18 protein-coding genes are annotated in these 20,706 nt (G+C 58.3%); 11 read left to right on the top strand and 7 right to left on the bottom strand.

Annotated features, from left to right (window positions below; all coding sequences use genetic code 11):
- Positions 1–1,784: 1,784 nt before the first annotated feature.
- Positions 1,785–2,075 (bottom strand): helix-turn-helix domain-containing protein, encoded by a 291-nt coding sequence (locus tag G9X64_RS03940; protein WP_171375984.1) that lies wholly within the window; start codon positions 2,073–2,075, stop codon positions 1,785–1,787.
- 99 nt (positions 2,076–2,174) lie between these two features.
- Here G9X64_RS03940 and G9X64_RS03935 point away from each other — a divergent pair, with 99 nt between their 5' ends.
- The 4 genes from G9X64_RS03935 (at position 2,175) to G9X64_RS03920 (ending at position 6,617) form a co-directional block, all read left to right on the top strand.
- Positions 2,175–2,567 carry a hypothetical protein gene (locus G9X64_RS03935; RefSeq protein ID WP_171375983.1) on the top strand — a complete coding sequence of 131 codons (393 nt, stop codon included), beginning with the start codon at positions 2,175–2,177 and terminating at the stop codon, positions 2,565–2,567.
- Entirely contained in the window at positions 2,564–4,432 is a 1,869-nt protein-coding gene (locus G9X64_RS03930; protein WP_171375982.1) for an AAA family ATPase, read from the top strand. Before G9X64_RS03935 ends, G9X64_RS03930 begins: the two co-directional genes overlap by 4 nt.
- Before the next feature lie 270 nt (positions 4,433–4,702).
- Positions 4,703–5,722 (top strand): thymidylate synthase, encoded by a 1,020-nt coding sequence (locus G9X64_RS03925; RefSeq protein ID WP_171375981.1) that lies wholly within the window; start codon positions 4,703–4,705, stop codon positions 5,720–5,722.
- The gene (locus G9X64_RS03920; protein WP_312864022.1) at positions 5,667–6,617 is read left to right on the top strand and encodes an alpha-glutamyl/putrescinyl thymine pyrophosphorylase clade 3 protein; all 951 of its coding nucleotides are present in this window, start codon (positions 5,667–5,669) and stop codon (positions 6,615–6,617) included. The genes G9X64_RS03925 and G9X64_RS03920 overlap by 56 nt, the downstream gene beginning before the upstream one ends.
- Here G9X64_RS03920 and G9X64_RS03915 read toward each other — a convergent pair.
- From G9X64_RS03915 to G9X64_RS03905, 3 genes are all read right to left on the bottom strand, one after another.
- On the bottom strand, positions 6,614–7,714 hold the full coding sequence (locus G9X64_RS03915; RefSeq protein ID WP_171375979.1) for an ImmA/IrrE family metallo-endopeptidase: 1,101 nt from the start codon (positions 7,712–7,714) through the stop codon (positions 6,614–6,616). The two genes, G9X64_RS03920 and G9X64_RS03915, sit on opposite strands and share 4 nt — an antisense overlap.
- Positions 7,711–8,037 (bottom strand): hypothetical protein, encoded by a 327-nt coding sequence (locus G9X64_RS03910; RefSeq protein WP_046639277.1) that lies wholly within the window; start codon positions 8,035–8,037, stop codon positions 7,711–7,713. The genes G9X64_RS03915 and G9X64_RS03910 overlap by 4 nt, the downstream gene beginning before the upstream one ends.
- Before the next feature lie 74 nt (positions 8,038–8,111).
- A complete protein-coding gene (locus tag G9X64_RS03905) occupies positions 8,112–8,477 on the bottom strand; it encodes a hypothetical protein (RefSeq protein ID WP_171375978.1) in 366 nt (121 codons plus the stop codon).
- Positions 8,478–9,027: 550 nt separating this feature from the next.
- Here G9X64_RS03905 and G9X64_RS03900 point away from each other — a divergent pair.
- The 6 genes from G9X64_RS03900 to G9X64_RS03875 are packed head-to-tail and all read left to right on the top strand — an operon-like array spanning position 9,028 to position 16,103.
- Positions 9,028–9,543: a toll/interleukin-1 receptor domain-containing protein gene (locus G9X64_RS03900; RefSeq protein WP_210259612.1), complete on the top strand. Its 516-nt coding sequence runs from the start codon at positions 9,028–9,030 to the stop codon at positions 9,541–9,543.
- Positions 9,544–9,595: 52 nt separating this feature from the next.
- Positions 9,596–10,198, top strand: coding sequence for a TIR domain-containing protein (locus tag G9X64_RS03895; RefSeq protein ID WP_171375977.1), 603 nt, complete (start codon positions 9,596–9,598; stop codon positions 10,196–10,198).
- Positions 10,195–11,355: a Thoeris type III anti-phage system protein ThcB4 gene (thcB4, locus tag G9X64_RS03890; protein WP_171375976.1), complete on the top strand. Its 1,161-nt coding sequence runs from the start codon at positions 10,195–10,197 to the stop codon at positions 11,353–11,355. Before G9X64_RS03895 ends, thcB4 begins: the two co-directional genes overlap by 4 nt.
- A gap of 2 nt (positions 11,356–11,357) precedes the next feature.
- Entirely contained in the window at positions 11,358–12,008 is a 651-nt protein-coding gene (gene thcA / locus G9X64_RS03885; protein ID WP_171375975.1) for a Thoeris type III anti-phage system protein ThcA, read from the top strand.
- A 52-nt stretch (positions 12,009–12,060) separates the two neighbouring features.
- Positions 12,061–15,078, top strand: coding sequence for a GTP pyrophosphokinase (locus G9X64_RS03880; protein ID WP_171375974.1), 3,018 nt, complete (start codon positions 12,061–12,063; stop codon positions 15,076–15,078).
- Between the two features lie 2 nt (positions 15,079–15,080).
- A complete protein-coding gene (locus G9X64_RS03875) occupies positions 15,081–16,103 on the top strand; it encodes a hypothetical protein (protein WP_171375973.1) in 1,023 nt (340 codons plus the stop codon).
- A 323-nt stretch (positions 16,104–16,426) separates the two neighbouring features.
- Here the strand turns inward: G9X64_RS03875 and G9X64_RS03870 are convergent, their stop codons facing one another.
- Positions 16,427–17,074, bottom strand: coding sequence for a MarC family protein (locus tag G9X64_RS03870; protein WP_018242015.1), 648 nt, complete (start codon positions 17,072–17,074; stop codon positions 16,427–16,429).
- Between the two features lie 236 nt (positions 17,075–17,310).
- Here G9X64_RS03870 and gyrA point away from each other — a divergent pair, with 236 nt between their 5' ends.
- Positions 17,311–20,148, top strand: coding sequence for a DNA gyrase subunit A (gyrA, locus tag G9X64_RS03865; RefSeq protein ID WP_168311918.1), 2,838 nt, complete (start codon positions 17,311–17,313; stop codon positions 20,146–20,148).
- A 163-nt stretch (positions 20,149–20,311) separates the two neighbouring features.
- Here the strand turns inward: gyrA and G9X64_RS36955 are convergent, their stop codons facing one another.
- Both G9X64_RS36955 and G9X64_RS03860 read right to left on the bottom strand, forming a co-directional pair.
- Entirely contained in the window at positions 20,312–20,446 is a 135-nt protein-coding gene (locus G9X64_RS36955; protein ID WP_018445350.1) for a hypothetical protein, read from the bottom strand.
- A gap of 38 nt (positions 20,447–20,484) precedes the next feature.
- Positions 20,485–20,640, bottom strand: a complete 156-nt coding sequence (locus G9X64_RS03860; protein WP_003539654.1) for a hypothetical protein — start codon at positions 20,638–20,640, stop codon at positions 20,485–20,487.
- Positions 20,641–20,706 lie beyond the last annotated feature (66 nt).

Genomic DNA, 20,706 nt, shown 5'->3' with positions numbered 1-20,706 from the left:
CTCAGAGGTGGCTCACTTCTCGGTGGAAAAACCGGCTCAGTTCCGCGTGGAAAACAACAGACCGTAACGATCAGGGACGCCGATATCTATCACATTACGATTACTTGCGATGGGAAGACCGAAGTATACCCCAATCGGTTCGTCTTCTTTGAGTCGTGATCGAGCGAGCCGATCCACGTGGGCCATGTATTAGGCGCAGGAGCCCTAGACCAGCACGCCCATGCCGTGCGGCTTCTAGCGCATTTGAGCCATGGACGGCTTCCGGCCCAAAGCGGTCATTGTAGAGCGCAAGCGGACGGGCGGATTCGCGGTTGCCCCCTCGGGCGCGTCAGATGTCCGCTACATTACCGCTTTGCCTTGTCATATGGCTTTATAGTGGGATTAGTTAGGCCAAGTTCCGATTGGAATTCCGTTGCCTGCATTATAAGCCATTGAATATTATTTCCTATTTGGTGAACTCTGATCTGATTTCTACCCATGATTATGTCGGGAATTGCGGCGCGTGATCTAATAAACTTGTAGGATATGATTGCCGCACCGTGCGCCTTACGACCATAGCCAGTTGAAAGGGTAAAATGGGTTAGTACCTGCGCGCGCCCTCTTCCCTTTGGGAGGACAGTAAAACTATAAGAATCAACACTACTGAGCTCTGAGATAATGGATCCAGCTTTAGTCTCAGTCTCGACATCGATTTGATAGTCCAAGGATCGGGACGTCTTCCTATAGAGTCCGGTAGCCGATACCCGCGCGATGATTTGCCCGCTGTCATCCCATAGAGTAGAACGTCGCAATGTCCCCGGATCTGTATGGTACCCATATGGAGCGTAATTTATTAACCCGTGCGCACCGTCAGCGCCACCGTCCATCTTAATGGCGCCCTCGCGTGGTCCAGAGCAGATACAAGGAAGCAGAGTACCACACCAATCTTTGGGCAGATCTGAAATGTTCACGCTAGTTGACGAAGATCCATCGGGATACCAAGCGCCAACTCCAGTTACCTCGAATTTTCTATCGTTAATCTGATTAATCATTCGATATTGGACAGGCAACATAGGCGTTGTCTCCTCAACTCCAGCGTTCACCTTACCAGAGGTCAATAATTCTTCAACACCTCAACCAAAACTGCGGACCCTATGAGGCTGGCAGCGTGCTTTCGAGGAGGCAATACGATCACTTCCGTAGTAGGCGACGCTCCTGCGAGCGACCGCTTTGGAGTCGGAACCCAAACGGCAGCTTTCAGCTATCTGTCTCCAGTCTTCCGGCCCCAAGTTGGCCAAAAGACTACTTGTTGCGAACGTCTCCTATTGGCGGATTGCTGCCATCTCTGTCACAGCGATAAGCGCTTACATTGGTCCTGTGTTCAGAGAGCCCACTTGTTGGCTAACAAGAGTAGGTCGTCGTTCTGTAGGGACCCCGACGAAGGCATGGGGATGCACAAAAAATCGCGGGTCCACCGAAGCCTGACATGGGTATTCTACGGTCTTGTCCATCCGTTCCCTGTTCGATCCCCAGGAGGGGTCGAACCCGCCGTTAGGCGGAAACGATGTTCCCCGTCCCGATAAGCCTCGGAGGCCATCTCGGAGATCGAAGTCACCCGGAGGGCCGAAGGACGGTCGAGGGCTTGCCCGAGCGCCGTTGACATCGATCTCCGACATGGCAGGCTGAAGCGCGGGATGGGAGGATGTATGCGAGCTCCGCTCGCATTCCACATCGTTACGCGACTGCCATTGTGTGCGAGGGATACTGCGTGTCGTGACAATTTTTCGCGATATCGAGATACCGAGCTATGAATTTCGACCGTCGGCTGATGGATGTTTATCGAGTTGAACTTCCAAGGTGATGAGGTTGTTGTTCACCAATCCCCATCCGCGCCCGTCTACCGGCTGAAGGAAGACGATACCTCTCCCTTCATAGAACTCTTGCAATCTGATGACTGTGTCGAGGAGGCGGTGCCTACCTTGCTCTATCCGTTGGATGCTTGATCGTGAAATCCGGGAATGAACTTCGACGTCCTGCTGGGTCAGTCCCAAGAACTCTCTCGCAAGGCTGAAAACGATCGCTGGTGGTACCTTCATAAGGATTCATTCGCATGGATGCCTGCGGCGGGCAATTCGGCAGGTGCAGGATCTTGACGCCGGATACGATGGGCGTCACAACGGAAGCCTGAGGCGTCCATGAAGAAGCACACGGCTTCCATTCGGATGCGGTCACGAATCCTTTCGCAACGCCTTTTAATGGAAAATCGAATCATGCACGCAAGACTGCTGGCGGACATCGACGGACTGGAGAGCCTGGCCGACGACCTTCGGCGCTTGAAGGCAAATAACCTTCGAGCAAGTGACCTTGGTGAGGATCTGCCATCGCTCGAGCGATTCCGCTGGTCCGCAAGAGAGGCGCCCTGCCTGGAAGGAATCGTTTTCGGACATCCCGTCCTGCATGACGGCGACGTCATCCTGACAAGCGAAGTCTTCGCTTATTTCGAAGAAGACGGACAGTCTTTCGTCAGAACGCTGAACCGGTGGTACCGACTGGCGAACGCGTCGCTGGACAGGAGGCTCGACGCATGAAACATCATATGTCGCGTGCCGCTTTCAAAGAACTCCGCCGTAACCTCGGCTATTTTCTTGCTCACAGCTCACTGCGGGCGACATTGCGCCCGTTCGGTCAGTTCAGGGGAAACACCCGCGGGATCATCATCGTCATCGTAGATGCCAGATGGATCAATCGATATGTGAAGGCCGCCGAACTCCTAATGCGGGGAGATCGACGGGCGCTCTTTCACAATGACGCGTCGCGACGCACTGTCCGGGTTCTGGAACCGTCCACCAGGAAATTGGGGCCCGGCTGGGTCGATACCCTGGGTGCTCATCACCAGTTGATCATCCTTTCTACTTCGTTCGACATCGTCCCTCCATCGGTACGGCAGGCCGCGGACGTCATCGTCTATGCCTCGAACCCGACCCCACGTCAGATTGCTGCGGGGCGACGTCTCGCCGGCCTTTCTTCGCTCCCTACCGATCTCGTCTGGAGACTTTCCCAGGCGGATCTCGGAGTCGTCGAATCCTTCGCCGGGCGCCAATCGTTTTCCAGCGATGAACTCGCAGAGGCACTACAGGCAAGGATTAATCTAACCTCGAGGCAGAAACTCAGTGACTTGCCGGGCTTCGCTTCGGCTTGGCCTTGGGTGACTGCACTGAAACGCGATTTGAAAGATTGGAACGCCAACGCTTTGGAGTGGAGTGACGTTGATCATGGCGCCGTCCTCATCGGTCCTCCGGGGGTCGGCAAAACCCTTTTTGCTGAGGCTTTGGCCGCGGAGCTAGGAGTTCCTCTCGTCGCGACGTCGGTCGCGGCATGGCAGGGCAGCGGGGAGGGACATCTCGGGGACATGCTCAAGGCGATGAGGGGATCCTTTGCGGAGGCGCGCTCCAAGGGATGCGCCATTCTCTTCGTTGACGAACTGGATGGAATAGGACGACGAGGTTCAGGAGGGAAGAATGCCTATTATGAATCCAACGTGGTGAACTGCTTTCTGGAACTGACCGACGGGCTCGTCGACATGAAGGGCGTGATCCTCATCGGTGCCACGAACCGCCTGGAGGACGTCGACCCCGCCGTCCTTCGATCTGGACGATTGGAGGAACATGTCCATATCGACCCTCCCAACGAGGAAGAGCGAGCGGCAATCCTCCGACATCATCTATCCAACGGGATCGATGTCGCGCAAATCCGTAAGGTCACCGACCGCCTCCGAGCTGCGACGCCGGCCGATCTTCGGAAGCTTGCCCGGAGAGCAAAGCGGACCGCGCGAAGCAACGGGCGGGCACCGACCCTCGACGACGTGAGGGCCAGCCTTCCTGTCAGAAGGCAACTGCCTGAATCCATCGTTCTTAGGATGGCGGTTCATGAATGCGGTCACGCGCTTGTCGCCCTTGCTAGCAAGCTGGCCCATGAAATTGTCGTCGAGCTGGAGGATAGCGTCCTGGGAGAGGGACCAGACATGCAGGAGGGAGGAAGGACTCACTACCATATGACAGAGGAGATCCTGCCTACCGAAGCGACGTTGCTTGCAAGGATTCGTATCTCGCTCGCCGGGATGGCTGCGGAGGAAGTCGTCCAAGGATCTCGCTCGATCGGCGGCGCCGGCATAGCGGGCTCGGACCTCGACACCGCCACCCAGATCGCGACGAAACTGGTGCTATCCTACGGGATGGGCAAGAGCCTTCGATTCCATGCAGACAGGAACAAGATCGACGCCTTGTTCATAGCGCCGACCGAAGCTCATGCGGAAATCAGCTCGATCCTGGCGCGTGAATATCGAGCGGCGAAGGAAATCCTGAGCAGGGAGAAGGCTCAGTTGATGAGGATGGCTGCGGAACTCGTCGTCGACCGGAAATTGGAATTGCGGCGTGAGTCAGTTCTGAAGGCATGAAATCGATCTATGTAAACGATTTCGGCGATCCGCTTCATTGACGGTGCTGTGGCGGATCAGATCAGTCCGCCGCAGTGCTTCGAATCCCTGGGGGGGCGCAACGCGGGAAGATCTGTCCGCTTCGGCTTAATGACATGACTTCGCCTGGCACTGCCTCGCACGAGAAGGCACCCCGTCGAACGATACAAAAGGCCCGAACAAGCTAAGGTAGCAGTTCCATTCAACGGTGCATCGCATAAGATGCGATCCTGCTAAGATTCGGAGCGCTGAATGTTGCTTGAGGGCGAGGGCATAGATGAGATCATGATCGAGCTGTACAAAGCGCTCGATGCCGAAGGAGCCGTGAACACAGGAACCCGCGGCGACATGAAGGAGAAGCTTGGCGTCTTCTTCCGGATTACCAATCCGCGAGCACGGATCAGCCGATCCCAGGACCGAGGCAAGCCTTTCAGTGCGCTCGGCGAGCTTCTATGGTACCTCGCCGGTCTCAACACGCTCGATTTTATTAAGGCTTACATTCCGGACTACGCCGATGACGCGGAGAATGGTGTCCTCGCCGGCGCCTACGGCCCGAGGATCCACGCCATGCGCGGTAGCATCAACCAGTTGGAGAACGTCACTGCCCTGTTGCGAAAGAACCAGCCGTCCAAGCGGGCTGTAATCCAACTCTACGACGCCGCGGACAATGATGTTTACCACAAGGAGATACCCTGCACGACGGCGCTACAGTTTTTGATCCGAGAAGGACGGCTCCACATGTCCGTGACGATGCGCTCAAACGACGCTTACAAAGGACTCCCGCACGACGTGTTCTGCTTCACCATGCTACAGGAAATGATGGCTTCGCGGCTGGGCGTCGAACTCGGGAACTATCTCCACTACGCGGCGAGTATGCACGTCTATGATGAGTCCATGGAGGCGATGAAGCGCTACATTCACGAGGGCCATCAAAAGACGATTGAGATGCCGCCGATGCCGGGCGGCGATCCGTTTCCGCTGACCGGCCGCCTGATGGACGCGGAAGCCGAACTGCGGAGCGGAATCACGATTGAAGCCGTGAAGGTGTTCGACGACCCGTACTGGGCTGATATCGTGCGGCTGCTGCAGGTGTTTTGGGCGACGAAGAAGGAGGACGCGCCAGGTTTCGAAGATCTCGACGCACTTAAGGGCGAATTCCACCACGAGGTTTACCGGACCTTTCTTGAACGGCGCCGCAAGATTCGACTGATAAGAAATGCAGGCAAAAAGACTTCTGGAGAAGATTGCGATGTGGCCGACAAGAACCGGTAGATGGGACGAGATCCGGCAGGCGCTCCAAACGCATTCCCAGACCGTTCGCGACCTGCCAGGCGTAGCAGATGACGATAGCCGCAGCACTCTGGCGATGCAGTTCGTCGCCAGCCTGCGGCGCGAGGATTACTATCGCCGGGTCCAGGAAAAGCACATCGGCGCCGCCAAGGCCGATCCGAATTCGGGCGCCTTCGATCCGGAGCGGGCGGTGGCGTACCATCTCCAGAATGGCGACGTCGAGGAGGCCGCCTGGCTGGTCTTCCTCATGACCCATTTCGCCCGGCCGGCATCGACTGGTTGGCTCCGTCTCACGCAAGTCTATGGCCGGCTGGGGCAAGGCACATGGGATTGGGTGACTGTGAGCTCGGATCCCGACCAAATGATAGCGTGGCTTGCAGAGAACTGGACAAACGTCGGCGGAAAGTTCGGTAACCATCGAAAGTACGAAAGCCTTCGTCCGGATTCAAACCGCAATTTCGGCAGCGTTCTGAATAGCTATCTCGCATGGATCGGTGAAGACGGCCATCGGTCGTTCTTCGCCAACATGGTCCAGCAGACGGGGAACGATCCCACGCAGATATTCGACGCGCTGTATCGGAGCATGAAGGTTTCGACGTTCGGTCGACTGGCGAAGTTCGACTACTTGGCAATGATCGGCCGATACGGAATTGCCCCGATCGAGGCGGGTTCGGCGTATCTGAAAGGAGCGACCGGGCCGGCGTCCGGAGCGCGACTGCTTTTCACGGGTTCGGTTCAGGGCGTCGCGATCGAAACTCAGCTACAGAGCTGGCTCGACGAGCTGGACGCCAGCCTCCACGTCGGAATGGCGGTTATGGAGGACGCGCTCTGCAACTGGCAGAAAAGTCCTTCGTCCTTCGTCCACTACAAGGGCTAGACCCGGACCGGGTTGATCTGAGCCCAATCCCAAGTTCTCTTCAGGTAGTTCAGCTTGTCCGGTCCTAGCATTCCGCGATGCTGCATCTGCCCGACCGTGAGGCCCGCGCCGATGCCGATCGACACGCTGAACCGAAGGATGTCGTCCCTTTTCGGAGGAACCCGCTCGAACTCTGATTCCCTCAGCGGTGGGATGATACATTCGGCCGCGAACTCGTTGGCCTCCTGTTCCCGGTCGGCGTCGCTAGGAACGGCGTCGTCATCGACGAACGTGTCCGCCTTATGGAGGACGAGATGTCCCATTTCATGAAAAACGGTGAACCAGAACTGGTCATCTCGTTTGTACCTGAAGCTGAGAAGAAGCATGGCTTTGTCGGGGTCGACCATCCTGATCGCGCCGCTTGCCCGACACCCTTCGGGCGCCTTGACGATGACGAGGGCCACCCCAGCCTCGGCACACAGGGTGCGAAGCTTCGGCAGGAAAGCCTCGGGATGCCTGATCATCGAAAGCTTTCGGATCGCCTCGAGCCGATCCAGAAGGTTTCCCGCATTCCAGACCCGCGTCTGGACCATGTCGGCCTCGAGCTCGCCGCGTCTCAGCCACAGCAGCGTGGCGTCTTCCTTCGCAACGAAGGTTTTCGACGTCCGGTAGTCGGTCTCACCGACGAGCCGGCCGTAACGAGCGGTCCATGATTCCGCGTTCGGAACATTATAGAACACAAGCCGCTTACGGATTTCTTCAATGCGCCTCTCGGCCGACAGTCTCCCGCCGGCTTTGCGTCCAGGCGCAGGGAGGCGCAGCAGGACGTCCTCGAGCCCACTTTCTTGAATCTGGATGACCGCGCGATGGACGGCCGCTTCGAAATTTTCTTGACGCTTCAGCCAGAACTTCGGTGATGCGCCCAGCGCCTCGGACAGAGTGTTCGCGGTCTCTTCGTCGATACGGCGCGATCCGTCGAGCAGTGTCCTAACCGTCTCGATGCCGTCACGGAAGCACTGCGCGAGATCGTGCGCGCCGATCTCGCGGCGCTGCATGATCGCCCGTATCGAGTCGCCTGGCTTCGAAAACCAATTCGCTGTTGCGTGCTCTTCGATCATTGTACTTCCGATATGGACATCAACTTAATGTATTCAACACTCGCCCAGACGATCCGTCCATTCACGTCGAAGGCTGCGTTCTCGTCCACGCTGACGAAGGTCGCCATGTAGCTCGAACCGATCACCACTTGAAAGGAATTGTCAGCAAAGGTCGTCACGTTACCCCCAAGAATCTGGTGCCACTCGTCGACGTAGTCGAATGCCTCGGCGTCCGCGATTTCCGAAACCAGGCGGTCGGCGTAGGTCCGACCGAAGCGTTCTTCGGCTACCTCGCGCTTCTGACAGCATCGCTTCAGGTCTGCGGTATCGTAGGAAATCTGCATACGATTCTCGCTACTGTCCGCGACTTTGACAATGAGCCTTGAGGCTTGTGCACGCTGCTGAGCGGGATGAAACTTCATTGCGGCAGTGCCGAACCTTGTGGCCTGGCGGCCTGCTTCGCCCGAATCCTGTCGATTCTGGCCCAGTTCCGATCCAGTTCGCGCTGCCCTGCCTCCTCCATGTCTATGCCGTTCGCGTTGCAGAGCGCAGCCAGCGTCACGAGCGTGCCGCCGGTCTCCTGGGCGAGCTCTCCCGGCGCGCGGCCATAAACGTAGTCGACGAGATCCTGCGCATCCTGCCTGGAGCATCCGTTCGCCTGGGCAAGCTCCAGTGCTTCCTCAAGAAAGCGGTGTGTCCGCTCCTTTACATCCGCATGGGCCTGGGGCGGGAAGCATGCAGCGATCCATTGCCAGACCCGTTCCTGAAATGAGTTCCCTGACATGAATTCTCCTGCAAGTTGTCTGCAGAAGACACTGAGTCCCCTTCGTCTTCAAGCTCCAGGCGCGAATTGGTCCACAGTCATGACGTTTGCAGTGCTGAAATCTGTCACGGATGCCAGCTCCAGGTCCTTCGTCTTTCACCTCCCGAGCAGCGTGTAGCCCAAAGAGTATACGCGACATAATCCCGATCTTTCGCGATTACCTCCGCGCATATCGCAGCGTTCTGCCTTCCTAAAAGAAATGAATCTACTTATGGCTAGGCTAATTCATCGAGGGGGTGCAGCTTCGGGTTGGATGGACGATAAGCAGGCTGTTCCGGCCCGCAGCGCGTGCGCTCGGCTTCACCGCGGCGACGCGCAACTCCTTGGTCGTTCTGCCTTGGCGCTCGCCCCGGTGCACTCCCGGCGCTGCTGCCGCCGTCATCCGGACGCAGACCGTGACCACTTTTTTCCGAGTGATTAGGCCGAGGCGCGGCGTCGGCTCCGAGATCGCAGTCCTGGACTCGATTAGCGGTTGAGAATCAGGCAAATAACACTCCACTTGGAGGGGTGAATGGCAATGGCGATTGATCAGAGCGACATACGAAGTTCAGCAAGCTATTCAACTGTCAGAAAATCCGCGAGCGACGGGAGGAGGGAAAACAAGCGAACCGCCTTCCTATGCCACAGCCATGTGGACGCCGATCTCGCAAAGGGTCTGCAGGGTTATCTCCATCGAAAGGGCTGGGAGGTCTACATCGACTGGGAGGACCATACGATGCCCGAGCGTCCTGATCGCCGGACCGCCGAGAAGATCCAGGGAAAAATTCGCGACCTGGAGATGTTTTTCTTCCTCGCCACCCAAAACTCGATGGCTAGCCGCTGGTGCCCTTGGGAGATCGGTTACGCCGACGGCGTGAAGGATTTGAACCGAATCCTGGTCATTCAAACTAGGGACAGCCGCGGCGTCACCCACGGAAACGAGTACCTACAGCTCTACCGTCATCTCAATGACACGCAGTCAGGGGGTATCGGCCACTTCGACGCAGCCGGAAATGGACATCGCTTGAGCGGAAACCAGGTGCCTTGACGGGTTCGCTTCAATCGCCGTGATTGTCAACTTTGGAAATGGAAAGTAGCCGATGGCGCGACGAACATTTTTTTCCTTTCATTACACTCCAGATGTCTGGCGCGCGTGGATCGCCCGCAATTCCTGGGTGGTCGCACCCGCAGATCAGATCGACGTCGGCTTCTTCGACAGCAGCGTCTTCGAAGCGTCGAAGCGCGAGAACGACGACACGCTGAAGAGCTTTCTTCGGAAAGGACTCGAGAATACTTCGGTGACCTGCGTCCTTACCGGAACGAACACTTGGCAGCGGCGATGGGTACGCTACGAGATCGCGCGGAGCGTTATCAAGGGCAACGGCCTACTCACCGTGCATGTCCATGGTGTCAAGGATAAGAACGGCAACACTTCGACGAAGGGTGCGGACCCCCTTGCACAGATGGGCGTCTACAAGACCGACGCAGGGATCTATCTCGCGGAATGGAAGGACGACAAGTGGGTGAAATACGCCGACTACACACTTGCGATCCGTAAAGGCGACCTCTGGTTCGACCCGCCGACGTCCACTACCGTCGTGCAGCTCTCGCAGCATTGCCTAAGCTACGACTATGCGCAGCAGAACGGTCACAAGAACATCGGCGGCTGGATCGAGACAGCCGCAGGGCTTGTCAGCCGATGAGCCTCTACGAACTAGCGATATTAGGGCAGCCGACTGGTGAAGAACGTGCCAGGCTCGCCACAACCATCGGAGAGATGATCGCCGACTTCGATCTGTCGGTCGGAGAGGGTGTTCTGATCCACGATGGCCAGTCCGTCGGTGGCCGCGACCGGCGCAATGCGTTCGCAGCGATATATTTCGGAAGTGCGGGACATCCCGATCTCGCTGAGGCGCAGGAACTGGTCGCCGCCAGCATGCCGATAATCCCGACCGTTGGACATACGGAAGACTTTGGCGCCCTAATCCCGAAGCCCCTGCAGTTTGCTAATGGTCTCAAGCGTCGGCCCGACGATGCCAATCTGACCGAATTGTCCTCCGCCGTGCTGGAGTGCGTAGGGCTTTTGCGTCCGCAGCGCCGAGTGTTCGTTAGCTACCGACGAACGGAGTCGCGGGCGGCCGCCTTGCAGCTCCACGATCTTCTCAATTCGCGCGGCTTCGACGTCTTCCTAGACACGCATGACATTCGCCCCGGTGACCCGTTTCAAGACGTGCTCTGGCATCGCCTCGTTGATTCCGACGTGGTGGTCATGCTCGACACACCGACCTACTTCGAAAGCCGATGGACACGCCAGGAGATTGGCCGAGCTCGAGCGAAGGAAATTCAGGTCATTCGCGTTATATGGCCCGAGCACACCCCGACCCGACTGACGGATATGTCCGAGACGGTCTACCTCGATCCGGAAGAGCTTCTTGGGCAGGACGGCCCGATCGCAGATGCTACCGCCGAATCCATTGTTTTGCGTGTGGAACGACTGCGAAGCATGAGCATCGCGGCGCGGTACATGTCGATAACCGGAAAGCTCAGGGCCGACGTCGAGAAGATCGGAGCGTCGATCGAGGCGATTGGGGCTCATCGAGCGATCGCCGTGCGCCTGCTGAACGAACGGTTGGTCTGGGCCTATCCGATCGTTGGGATTCCTTCTGCCGAGACCCTGAACGATGTCGCCACCAAGGCCAGAAAGGCCAATCAGGGGGAGACCCCGATTCTGGTTTACGATCACGTAGGAATTCGTGATACTTGGATTCAGCATCTCGCGTGGTTGGACGAGCAGATCAAGGCGGTGAAGGCGATCCGGGTATCGGAGGCCGGCTGGGCCTTGGCAGGGATGGACGATTGATCATGGCTGAAGCTATCTTCCTATCGGCAGGAGTTCCTGACCCTAAGCGCGGCCCTGCCTACGCGGAAACAGCAGACACCGTTGCGATCACCTCCGCAGTCTCGGCACTTGCCTATGTCACCTTGGGACGGCGGCCGCTGGTCTGGGGCGGGCATCCAGCTATTACCCCGATGATCCTTGTAATGTCCGAGGACATGAGCGTCGACTACGGCGAATGGGTCACACTGTATCAATCTGAAGTGTTCAAGGACGAATTCCCGGAAGATAACAAGCGCTTTCACAACGTCGTGTTCACCGCAAACCTCGGAGGGGACCGGGACGCGAGTCTGAGCCTGATGCGCGAACGCATGTTCACCGAGACTCAGTTCAAGGCCGCCGTATTCATCGGCGGAATGGGCGGCATCGTTGCCGAGTACGAGATGTTCAAAAAGCTGCAGCCGGACGCGAAGGTTATCCCCGTCACTTCGACGGGCGGTGCTTCCTTGGAAGTCGCCAAAATCATGGGCGACGTCTCCTCGGATTTCGAACTCAACCGAGACTACGTCGCGCTCTTCCACGAGCACCTCGACATTTCCGTTAAGGAGGAGCGGTATCGCGTTCCGGAGGAACAGCCTGCGACGGCGGAGGATCGGTACTGGCGGCGCAACAACTAGACACGGGTCGCGCAGAAATAGATATGTTCGTAGCTGAAAAAAGCTCCACTCGATGAACCTCCAAGACTACGAGCGCTTCTACTTCGCTGTCTACCAGGCCTTCGCAGACACTGTGGCCCATCTGCTCGAGCGCTCGATCGCCGCTGCGGGCGATCTTCCCAAGCCGCAATCGATACAAGCGCGCGCCAAGACTCCCGAGAGTCTTCATAAACGAATGCAGGAAACCGGAAATCTGGACGCGGACGTCGCAGTGGTCCGTCGCGATCTCGCCGGCGTGCGCATCATCTTCTATACGAATAACGACGTCGACCGGTTCCTGAACTCAAGCATCGTGTTCGACAACTTCGACGTCGACCGCGATGCAACGAAGATCCATCATCCAGTAGAGGAAAACGGACAAGTCCGATATCAGGCCGTCCACTATACCGTGTCATTGAATGAAGCGCGCGCCGTACTGCCAGAGTACCGCGACTTTGCCGGTCTCCGTTGCGAAATACAGATCCAGACGATCCTAATCCACGCCTGGGCGGAGACCTCTCACGATATCATCTACAAGATCGATGACCGGGAAGGATTTGGCAACGAGGCGCTTGATCAGATCAGGAAGCGTTTCGACCGTATCATGGACAGGTACCTCATGCCCGCGGGATATGAATTCCAGCGTGTGCAGCAGGACTACGAGCGCCTTGTCGCGGGCAAACAGCTCTTCGATCAGAACCTTCTCGAATCCTTGAAGGCTGCCGCCGACAACAACGAGCGCTTCGATCTCGTATCGTCGCTTTCCGACGACCTCCTACCTCTATACGACGATGTGCCCTCCGTATTTCCCGAGGTTGTCGAGGTTCTGGTAGGCGCGGTTGAAGCCGCGAGAGCGACGACTACGAAGCCGATCGAGACGCCGTTCTCAACCTTTGACGGTCACGCGGCCGAGGAGATTGCAGAGAAGGTCGTTGAGGTGATCGATCGGTATCGCTACACCGCGGTCGAAGAGGTCTATCTAGCACTTCAGAGGATATTCGTGGGCGAGGCCGAGGAAAGGATTCGAACGAAGATCCTCGATGCCGTCGGACATCTGGCCCAGTACAATCTTCAGGTTTGGGAACAGGTCGGACCGGACGTACAGCGCCGGCTAGCGAAGCTGATCAAGCGACAGAAAGACTGTTCTACCGAAACTCGCCCATTGATCGTCGAGACATGGAAGGAACTGCTCGACGCGGAAGCCACCGGTACGGAATGGAGCGCGGACGCCGTCTCCTGGCAAGCTGGAGAGGTGCCGGTTGCAACGGTATACGAACTCCGGCAGACGGCGATGACAGCGCTTTTCGAGTTGTTCGAGACCGCAGTCGACGACCGCGAGCGGCGACTGGTATTCCATGCTCTGGACAATGCGACGAGAACCGCTTCCCGCAGCGGACCGAGCGGCGACTTCCTTCGCCAGGTGCTGATCGACCACGCAGCGATCATTAGCTTCTATACCAGCCGCGCTGAACAGATTTCGTACGAGCTGCGCGAGACGATCGAGCACAACGCGCTTTACGCGTACTACCGAACGACGGAGCTGCTGGGAACCAAGGGCGCTGCGATGGGTTGTCTTCATCAAGCATCCCAGCTCGCGGAAGCGATTCTCGCTTTGCGCGACAGATTCAACACGGACCAGACCTTCGTTCGGTACAAAATCCTGGTTGGTTTCGAAGGCGTCATGCCACAGCAGTGGGAAGACCGGGGGTTCGACCACGCGAAAGTGGACGCGTACCGAGACAGCCAGATCGAGGCTTTTCTCGACGAGGTCGACGATCTCTCCCGCTCTACCTGGCTGGAGTTCTTGGAACGCTGCGCCGCTACCAGGTCGGACGACATGGCGACTTTCCCGAAGCTCGGGCAGTTCATCGTGAAGCTTTCGGAGAACCAGCCTTCGGTCGCAAAGTTCCTGCTTGCCAACGGCAACGACGATCTTTTGCGTTTTCTGCCGGGCTTTCTGAACGGCCTCATCAAAAGCGGCGATCACGCGGCGTATAAACAATCGCTAGACGAGTTCCTCGCAAGGCCCGGTCATCTGCTATCGATCGCGGTCCATTGGCGCGGATCGTCGCCCAACGATCCGGAAACTTTGAAGGTCCTACTGAACCGGGCGATCGAAGACGATGACCGGCATGCAATCGCGGAGTGTCTGCTCTTCGCCATGCGAAATTATCCAGAAAACGTTCCCTCGAACGACGAGCTGGTGCGCCCCGCACTCCGCCATCTAATCGCTGTCAAAGATGCACGTTGGATCAATCTGGCGTGGCTGCCAGAAAAGACACCGTTCTTCGAGACCTTCGAAGCCATTGACGCAAGCCTAATCCTTGAGAGTCTTGTCGAATTCCCGGAAATTCCCTGGAATGGCGAGCGAATTCTTTCCTTCGTCGCGGAACCCTACTTGGAGCTGGTTTGGGACTTCCTTGGTCGTCGCCTCCAACATCCAAGCGAGGGTGGCGACGACGTCCGCTACGAAGCCGTGCCCCATCGGTTCCAGCTTCTTGCCGCGTCTCTATCCTCGGACGCCCGCTTGGCGGTGGCGAAAGCCCGCGGTTGGTTCGAGGAGGACTCCTCGTTGTTTGGTTATCGCGGCGGTCGCGTGCTTGCCTCGATCTTCTCCGGATGCCCGCCAGAATTTGCAGCCGCGCTCGTCGCCCTCATTGATGCCGGAACGGTCAAGGACGCGAAGTTCATCCTTAGCGTTATGCAGAACTATCACGGAGAAACCTCGACGCACTCGGTTCTGAAGGCTCTCCTTCTTAAACTCCCGGACGACGAGGGGGTGAGAGCCGGCGTTTCCAGAAGTCTCGAGAACACCGGCGTCGTCCATGGGGAGTTCGGATTCGTCGAAAGCCTCAGAATGAAGAAGGCACTTATCGAGCCGTGGCTGGAGGATGGCGACGTGCGCATCTCCGGATTTGCGCGACGGCAGATCGCGGATATCGATCGACGCATCCAATCAGAAAAGAGACGGGCCGATGCGCAAAGCGCCCTCCGCAAGCTCGAGTTCGACAATCTCGACGACGACGCGGATGGCAACCGAGAAGGGGGCTGATCTTGACCGTTTCCGTCGATGTTCTACGCGATCGCCTCAATCAGGTGGAAGAACGGTTCGAGGCTTATGCGGCTCAGGCGAAATCGAATGGAGGAAGCCTGCGCCGTCACGAGTTCTGGCGGCAGGAATACCTCTCGTTTCCATATCTCATCGGGGCACCTGACGAACGCGTCGCCCAGCGGTTCCGCGACGTCTTTATCAATGCGATGGAATTGACAGGCATTGGTCAAATCGGGCTCCTTCCTGTTGGCTCGTCCAACGGCTTCATGGTCACCTACACGCATCTGCTCGAGGAGTATGCTACGCGGATCGGCATCCCCACTGATGTGATAGGCGAAGCCAGAAAGCCGCTGCTTGCATACTTCGAGAACGGGGAGCCGATCGGTGTGAGGATGTTCGCTGGATTTTCGGCGCCGACCTCGTCGTTCGTCGTGAAATACGGCCGTAGGGAGTTCCTCGAGCCGATGCTGCGGACGGGACACCTGAGAATCTGTCCGGCAAGCTACTACAACGACGGTTCGCACAACGCAGCCATCAAGGACGACGAGATCCATCGGACCTTTTACATCCCGACGTTTCGGGAGCGACTAAAGGGCATCCATCACATCGACTTCCAAGGGCACCGCGTCGTCTTCGGTGACGACGACATCGTCATGCCGATCATAGCGCCAGACTACTTTCTGTTCAGCCTGTGCGATCACATCTACTATCGGATGCCTACTGACTTCGGCTCTGACGCCGCGCTCGTGATAAGAAACCCGGACTTCTTTGCGCAGCGTATTATCTCCAGCTTCCTGGCGCGATGGGCCGATTGGGAACCTGACTATGGCCCGGTAACCTACTTCGACCCGTACCGGGACTACACAAAGGTGAAGGTGCACGAAATGTCGAAGCACTTCGGCTACTCCTACCAGCGGGAAGTTCGCATCGTACTCCGGGCGACCCGCCGACCGCGGTCAGCACTGCAGCCGGAGTTTCTCGATATCGGCCCGATGACGGAGTATGCGGAACTGATTTCCGCCTGACTGGTCGCTCGTCAAGTGCAACCAGGCCCTATGCCGTTTGCCGCCCAATCCAAGGGGCTTTTTCAGTCGCCGTTCATTTTTGTAAACTAAAAGCCGAAAAATCCCCCAAAATCGGACACAAATTTACAAGATGTCACATCGGGGCAAATTGAAGGAAGATAAGCTTCTGAAATACCGATCTTTCTCTCTCTCAGTTTACAAATGAACTCCCTATTACCATTCTGATCGGTAGCCTTTTCTGGCTTTGTGAAAGACGTGAGAGAGCATGATGCCTTGGATGGCGTAATGCTCTTTTTCTTTGATTTCGCGGCAGATGCCGCCATTCAGTGCGGCGTCGCGCTGATGAGATTGAGCGCCGATTTCGCGCCGTCGACGACGAATTGGGCGGCAAGGGCGGCGAGGATGACGCCGAGGAGGCGTGTCAGGATGGCCCGGCCGGTGACGCCGAGGAAACGGTCCAGCCTTTCGGCGACGAGCAGCATGAGGAAGGTCAGCAACAGATTGGCGGCAAGGACGCCGATCAGCTGCGCCTTTCCGACGGAGGTCGCCAGCGTACCGGCAAGCAGGATCGTCGCCGAGATCGCGCCCGGGCCGGCAATCAGCGGCAAGGCGAGGGGAAAGACGGCGATATTCTCGATATGATCCTTGGTGATCGCCACCTCCGTGGCCTTCTCCTTGCGGTCCTGGCGCTTCTCGAACACCATCTCGAAGGCGATCCAGAAGAGCAGCAGCCCGCCGGCGATACGGAAGGCGCCGATCGAGATCCCGAGTACGCTGAGCACGCCGGCGCCGAACAGCGCGAAGACGGCGAGGATGATGAAGGCGATGGTCGAGCCACGCAGCGCCACCTGCGTGCGCTCACTGCGGCTCATGCCTGTCGTCAGGCCCAGAAAAATCGGTGCGAGCCCCGGCGGATCGATGGTGACGAGAAGCGTCGTGAAGGCGTTGATCAATTGGTCGGCGCTTGCCATCGGCTCTCCGGAACCCCATATGAGTGCGTGGTTTTTATGATTGTGAAGCGGGGATTCCGATTTGGCAAATATCCCGCGGTGGACTGCGGCGGATTTGTCGGGTCCGGCGGCGCCACTCACATGTTTTACCCTCTTTAAGCCGCAAAAGCCTGTTCAAAACGCGCTGTGAAATTGGCGCGGGAACAGGCTTTCCGCTATAAATCTTCAAGTGATTCTAGAAGAGATCGTGATCTGTTTTGACTGAGCAAACACCCCCCGGCGGCGGGAAGCTCCCGCCAGGCATCGAGCCCATCTCCATCATGGAGGAAATGCAGCGGTCGTATCTCGATTACGCCATGAGCGTCATCGTCAGCCGCGCGCTACCCGACGTGCGCGACGGCCTGAAGCCCGTGCACCGGCGCATCCTCTACGGCATGTCCGAGCTCGGCATCGACTGGAACAAGAAATACGTCAAATGCGCCCGCGTCACCGGTGACGTGATGGGTAAGTTCCATCCGCACGGCAATTCCGCGATCTATGATGCGCTCGCCCGCATGGCGCAGCCCTGGTCGCTGCGTCTGCCGCTGATCGATGGTCAGGGCAATTTCGGCTCGGTCGATGGTGATCCGCCGGCGGCCGAACGTTATACTGAATGCCGCCTCGAAAAGGCTGCCCACTCGCTGCTCGACGATCTCGACAAGGAAACCGTCGATTTCCGCGACAACTACGACGGCACGCTCTCCGAGCCGGTCGTGGTGCCCGCCAAATTCCCGAACCTGCTCGTCAACGGCGCCGGCGGCATCGCCGTCGGCATGGCGACCAACATCCCGCCGCACAACCTCTCCGAAGTCATCGACGGCTGTATCGCGCTGATCGACGATCCGGCCATCGAGCTGCCGGAACTGATCCAGATCATTCCCGGTCCTGATTTCCCGACGGGCGCGAAGATCCTCGGCCGTGCCGGCATTCGCTCGGCCTACGAGACCGGCCGCGGCTCCGTCATCATGCGCGGCGTTGCCGCCATCGAGCCGATGCGCGGTGATCGCGAACAGATCATCATCACCGAGATTCCGTATCAGGTGAACAAGGCGACGATGATCGAGAAGATGGCCGAGCTGGTGCGCGACAAGCGCATCGAAGGCATCTCCGACCTGCGTGACGAATCCGACCGCCAGGGTTATCGCGTTGTCGTCGAGCTGAAGCGCGACGCCAATGCCGAGGTCATCCTCAACCAGCTTTATCGCTACACGCCGCTGCAGACTTCCTTCGGCTGCAACATGGTGGCGCTGAACGGCGGCAAGCCGGAACAGCTGACCCTGCTCGACATGCTGCGCGCTTTCGTCTCCTTCCGCGAAGAGGTCGTTAGCCGGAGAACGAAATTCCTGCTGCGCAAGGCGCGTGACCGTGCCCATGTGTTGGTCGGTCTCGCCATTGCCGTCGCCAATATCGACGAGGTCATCCGCGTCATCCGCCAGGCGCCCGATCCGCAGTCCGCCCGCGAAGAACTGATGACCCGCCGCTGGCCGGCGGAAGATGTCGAAAGCCTGATCCGTCTGATCGACGATCCGCGCCATCGCATCAACGAGGACCTGACCTATAATCTCTCCGAAGAGCAGGCGCGCGCCATCCTCGAACTGCGCCTTGCCCGCCTGACGGCGCTTGGCCGCGACGAAATCGGCGACGAACTCAACAAGATCGGCGAGGAAATCAAGGATTATCTCGATATTCTCTCCTCGCGCGTCCGCATCCAGACCATCGTCAAGGACGAACTTCTCGCCGTCCGCGACGAGTTCGGCACGCCGCGCCGCACCGAGATCGTCGATGGCGGTCTCGAAATGGACGACGAGGATCTGATCGCCCGCGAAGACATGGTCGTCACCGTCTCGCATCTCGGTTATATCAAGCGCGTGCCGCTCACCACCTACCGCGCCCAGCGGCGCGGCGGCAAGGGCCGCTCCGGCATGACCACTCGCGACGAAGATTTCGTTAGTCGGCTATTCGTCGTCAACACCCATACGCCGGTGCTGTTCTTCTCCTCGCGTGGCATCGTCTACAAGGAGAAGGTCTGGCGCCTGCCGATCGGCACGCCGACCTCGCGCGGCAAGGCGCTGATCAATATGCTGCCGCTCGCACCCGGCGAGCGCATTACCACCATCCTACCCTTGCCCGAGGACGAGACGAGCTGGGACAATCTCGACGTCATGTTCTCGACGACGCGCGGCACGGTTCGCCGCAACAAGCTGTCGGACTTCGTCCAGGTCAACCGCAACGGCAAGATCGCCATGAAGCTCGAGGAGGAGGGCGACGAAATCCTCTCCGTCGAGACCTGCACCGAAGATGACGACGTGCTGCTCACGACGGCGCTCGGCCAGTGCATCCGCTTCTCCGTCGACGACGTCCGCGTCTTTGCCGGCCGCAATTCGATCGGCGTGCGCGGCATCTCGCTTGCCGGCGGCGACCGCATCATCTCGATGACCATCGTGCGCCATGTCAACGCCGAACCTTGGGAACGCGCCGCCTATCTGAAGCGCGCCGCCAACGATCGGCGACTGACGACGGGCGAGGCCGAGGAGATCGCGCTGGTCGGCGAGGAAGTCACCGAAGAGGGACAGCTGAGCGACGAGCGTTACGAAGAGCTGAAGCAGCTCGAGCAGTTCGTGCTCACCGTTTCCGAAAAGGGCTTCGGCAAGCGTTCGTCCTCCTACGACTTCCGCATCTCCGGCCGCGGCGGCAAGGGCATCCGCGCCACCGACACGTCGAAGACCGGCGAGATCGGCGAGCTGGTCGCGGCTTTCCCCGTCGATGACGGCGATCAGATCATGCTGGTCTCCGATGGCGGTCAGCTGATCCGTGTGCCGGTCGGCGGCATCCGCATTGCCAGCCGCGCCACCAAGGGCGTCACCATCTTCTCGACGGCCAAGGACGAGAAGGTCGTCTCGGTCGAGCGCATCAGCGAGCCGGAGGAGGATGAGACGGAAGAGGCTGTCGAGGTCGCCGAAGGCACCCCCGCTACCGACGAAGGTGCTGCCGACGAAGGTGGCGGCGACGAGGCGCCGATTGCTGATGACGATCCGGCCGGGCCAGCCGAAGAGTGATCAAATGAACGGGGCGGCTTCGAGCCGCCCTTTTTCTTTTCAGATGGATGATGGTTCAGGACGACACCAAAGAAAAAAGCCGGACGCTGGGTGCATCCGGCTTTAAATAGCCCTGGCGACGGAAGGGTTCCGCTCAAGGGTGGGAAGAGGAGAGAAAGGAACGTCAGAATGCTCTATGTTTTTCGTTCAGAGCCTTCACCTCTTCGCCTTCGCGCCGGAGCGCTGAAATCGTCGAGGCCACAGACACGATGAACATGACGCTGATAAGGGCGGTGAGCACTGTCAAGATCGTGAACATAGGCATTCCTTTCCTGGGGAGTTGTGCGTTCTCGCCCCTCAGTACTGGCCCAGCACGGCCGTCCGGGCCGAAGCATAGGGACCATAAACCTTGGACGTATCGACCTTCTGATCATAGAGAGCGACAGTTGCGGTCAGCATGCCCGTGACCATTACCATCCAGAGCACGTTAATCATCGTAATCTTGCCGGGCATTTTTAATCCTTCCGCGCCGCTCTATGTATCGGTTGAATGAACGCATCCGTCTATAAATGGTTCCGC

This window comes from Rhizobium sophorae (assembly GCF_013087515.1).
GTDB lineage: Bacteria > Pseudomonadota > Alphaproteobacteria > Rhizobiales > Rhizobiaceae > Rhizobium > Rhizobium sophorae.
The sequence above is the reverse complement of the archived record's forward strand: the minus strand, read 5'-3'. Positions and strand labels throughout refer to the sequence as shown.

Excerpts from the sequence above, each read along its gene's own strand:
- G9X64_RS03940 (WP_171375984.1), bottom strand. The coding sequence starts at position 2,075 with ATGAAGGTACCACCAGCGATCGTTTTCAGCCTTGCGAGAGAGTTCTTG.
- G9X64_RS03935 (WP_171375983.1), top strand. The coding sequence starts at position 2,175 with ATGAAGAAGCACACGGCTTCCATTCGGATGCGGTCACGAATCCTTTCG.
- G9X64_RS03930 (WP_171375982.1), top strand. The coding sequence starts at position 2,564 with ATGAAACATCATATGTCGCGTGCCGCTTTCAAAGAACTCCGCCGTAAC.
- G9X64_RS03925 (WP_171375981.1), top strand. The coding sequence starts at position 4,703 with ATGTTGCTTGAGGGCGAGGGCATAGATGAGATCATGATCGAGCTGTAC.
- G9X64_RS03920 (WP_312864022.1), top strand. The coding sequence starts at position 5,667 with ATGCAGGCAAAAAGACTTCTGGAGAAGATTGCGATGTGGCCGACAAGA.
- G9X64_RS03915 (WP_171375979.1), bottom strand. The coding sequence starts at position 7,714 with ATGATCGAAGAGCACGCAACAGCGAATTGGTTTTCGAAGCCAGGCGAC.
- G9X64_RS03910 (WP_046639277.1), bottom strand. The coding sequence starts at position 8,037 with ATGCAGATTTCCTACGATACCGCAGACCTGAAGCGATGCTGTCAGAAG.
- G9X64_RS03905 (WP_171375978.1), bottom strand. The coding sequence starts at position 8,477 with ATGTCAGGGAACTCATTTCAGGAACGGGTCTGGCAATGGATCGCTGCA.
- G9X64_RS03900 (WP_210259612.1), top strand. The coding sequence starts at position 9,028 with ATGGCAATGGCGATTGATCAGAGCGACATACGAAGTTCAGCAAGCTAT.
- G9X64_RS03895 (WP_171375977.1), top strand. The coding sequence starts at position 9,596 with ATGGCGCGACGAACATTTTTTTCCTTTCATTACACTCCAGATGTCTGG.
- thcB4 (WP_171375976.1), top strand. The coding sequence starts at position 10,195 with ATGAGCCTCTACGAACTAGCGATATTAGGGCAGCCGACTGGTGAAGAA.
- thcA (WP_171375975.1), top strand. The coding sequence starts at position 11,358 with ATGGCTGAAGCTATCTTCCTATCGGCAGGAGTTCCTGACCCTAAGCGC.
- G9X64_RS03880 (WP_171375974.1), top strand. The coding sequence starts at position 12,061 with ATGAACCTCCAAGACTACGAGCGCTTCTACTTCGCTGTCTACCAGGCC.
- G9X64_RS03870 (WP_018242015.1), bottom strand. The coding sequence starts at position 17,074 with ATGGCAAGCGCCGACCAATTGATCAACGCCTTCACGACGCTTCTCGTC.
- G9X64_RS36955 (WP_018445350.1), bottom strand. The coding sequence starts at position 20,446 with ATGTTCACGATCTTGACAGTGCTCACCGCCCTTATCAGCGTCATGTTC.
- G9X64_RS03860 (WP_003539654.1), bottom strand. The coding sequence starts at position 20,640 with ATGCCCGGCAAGATTACGATGATTAACGTGCTCTGGATGGTAATGGTC.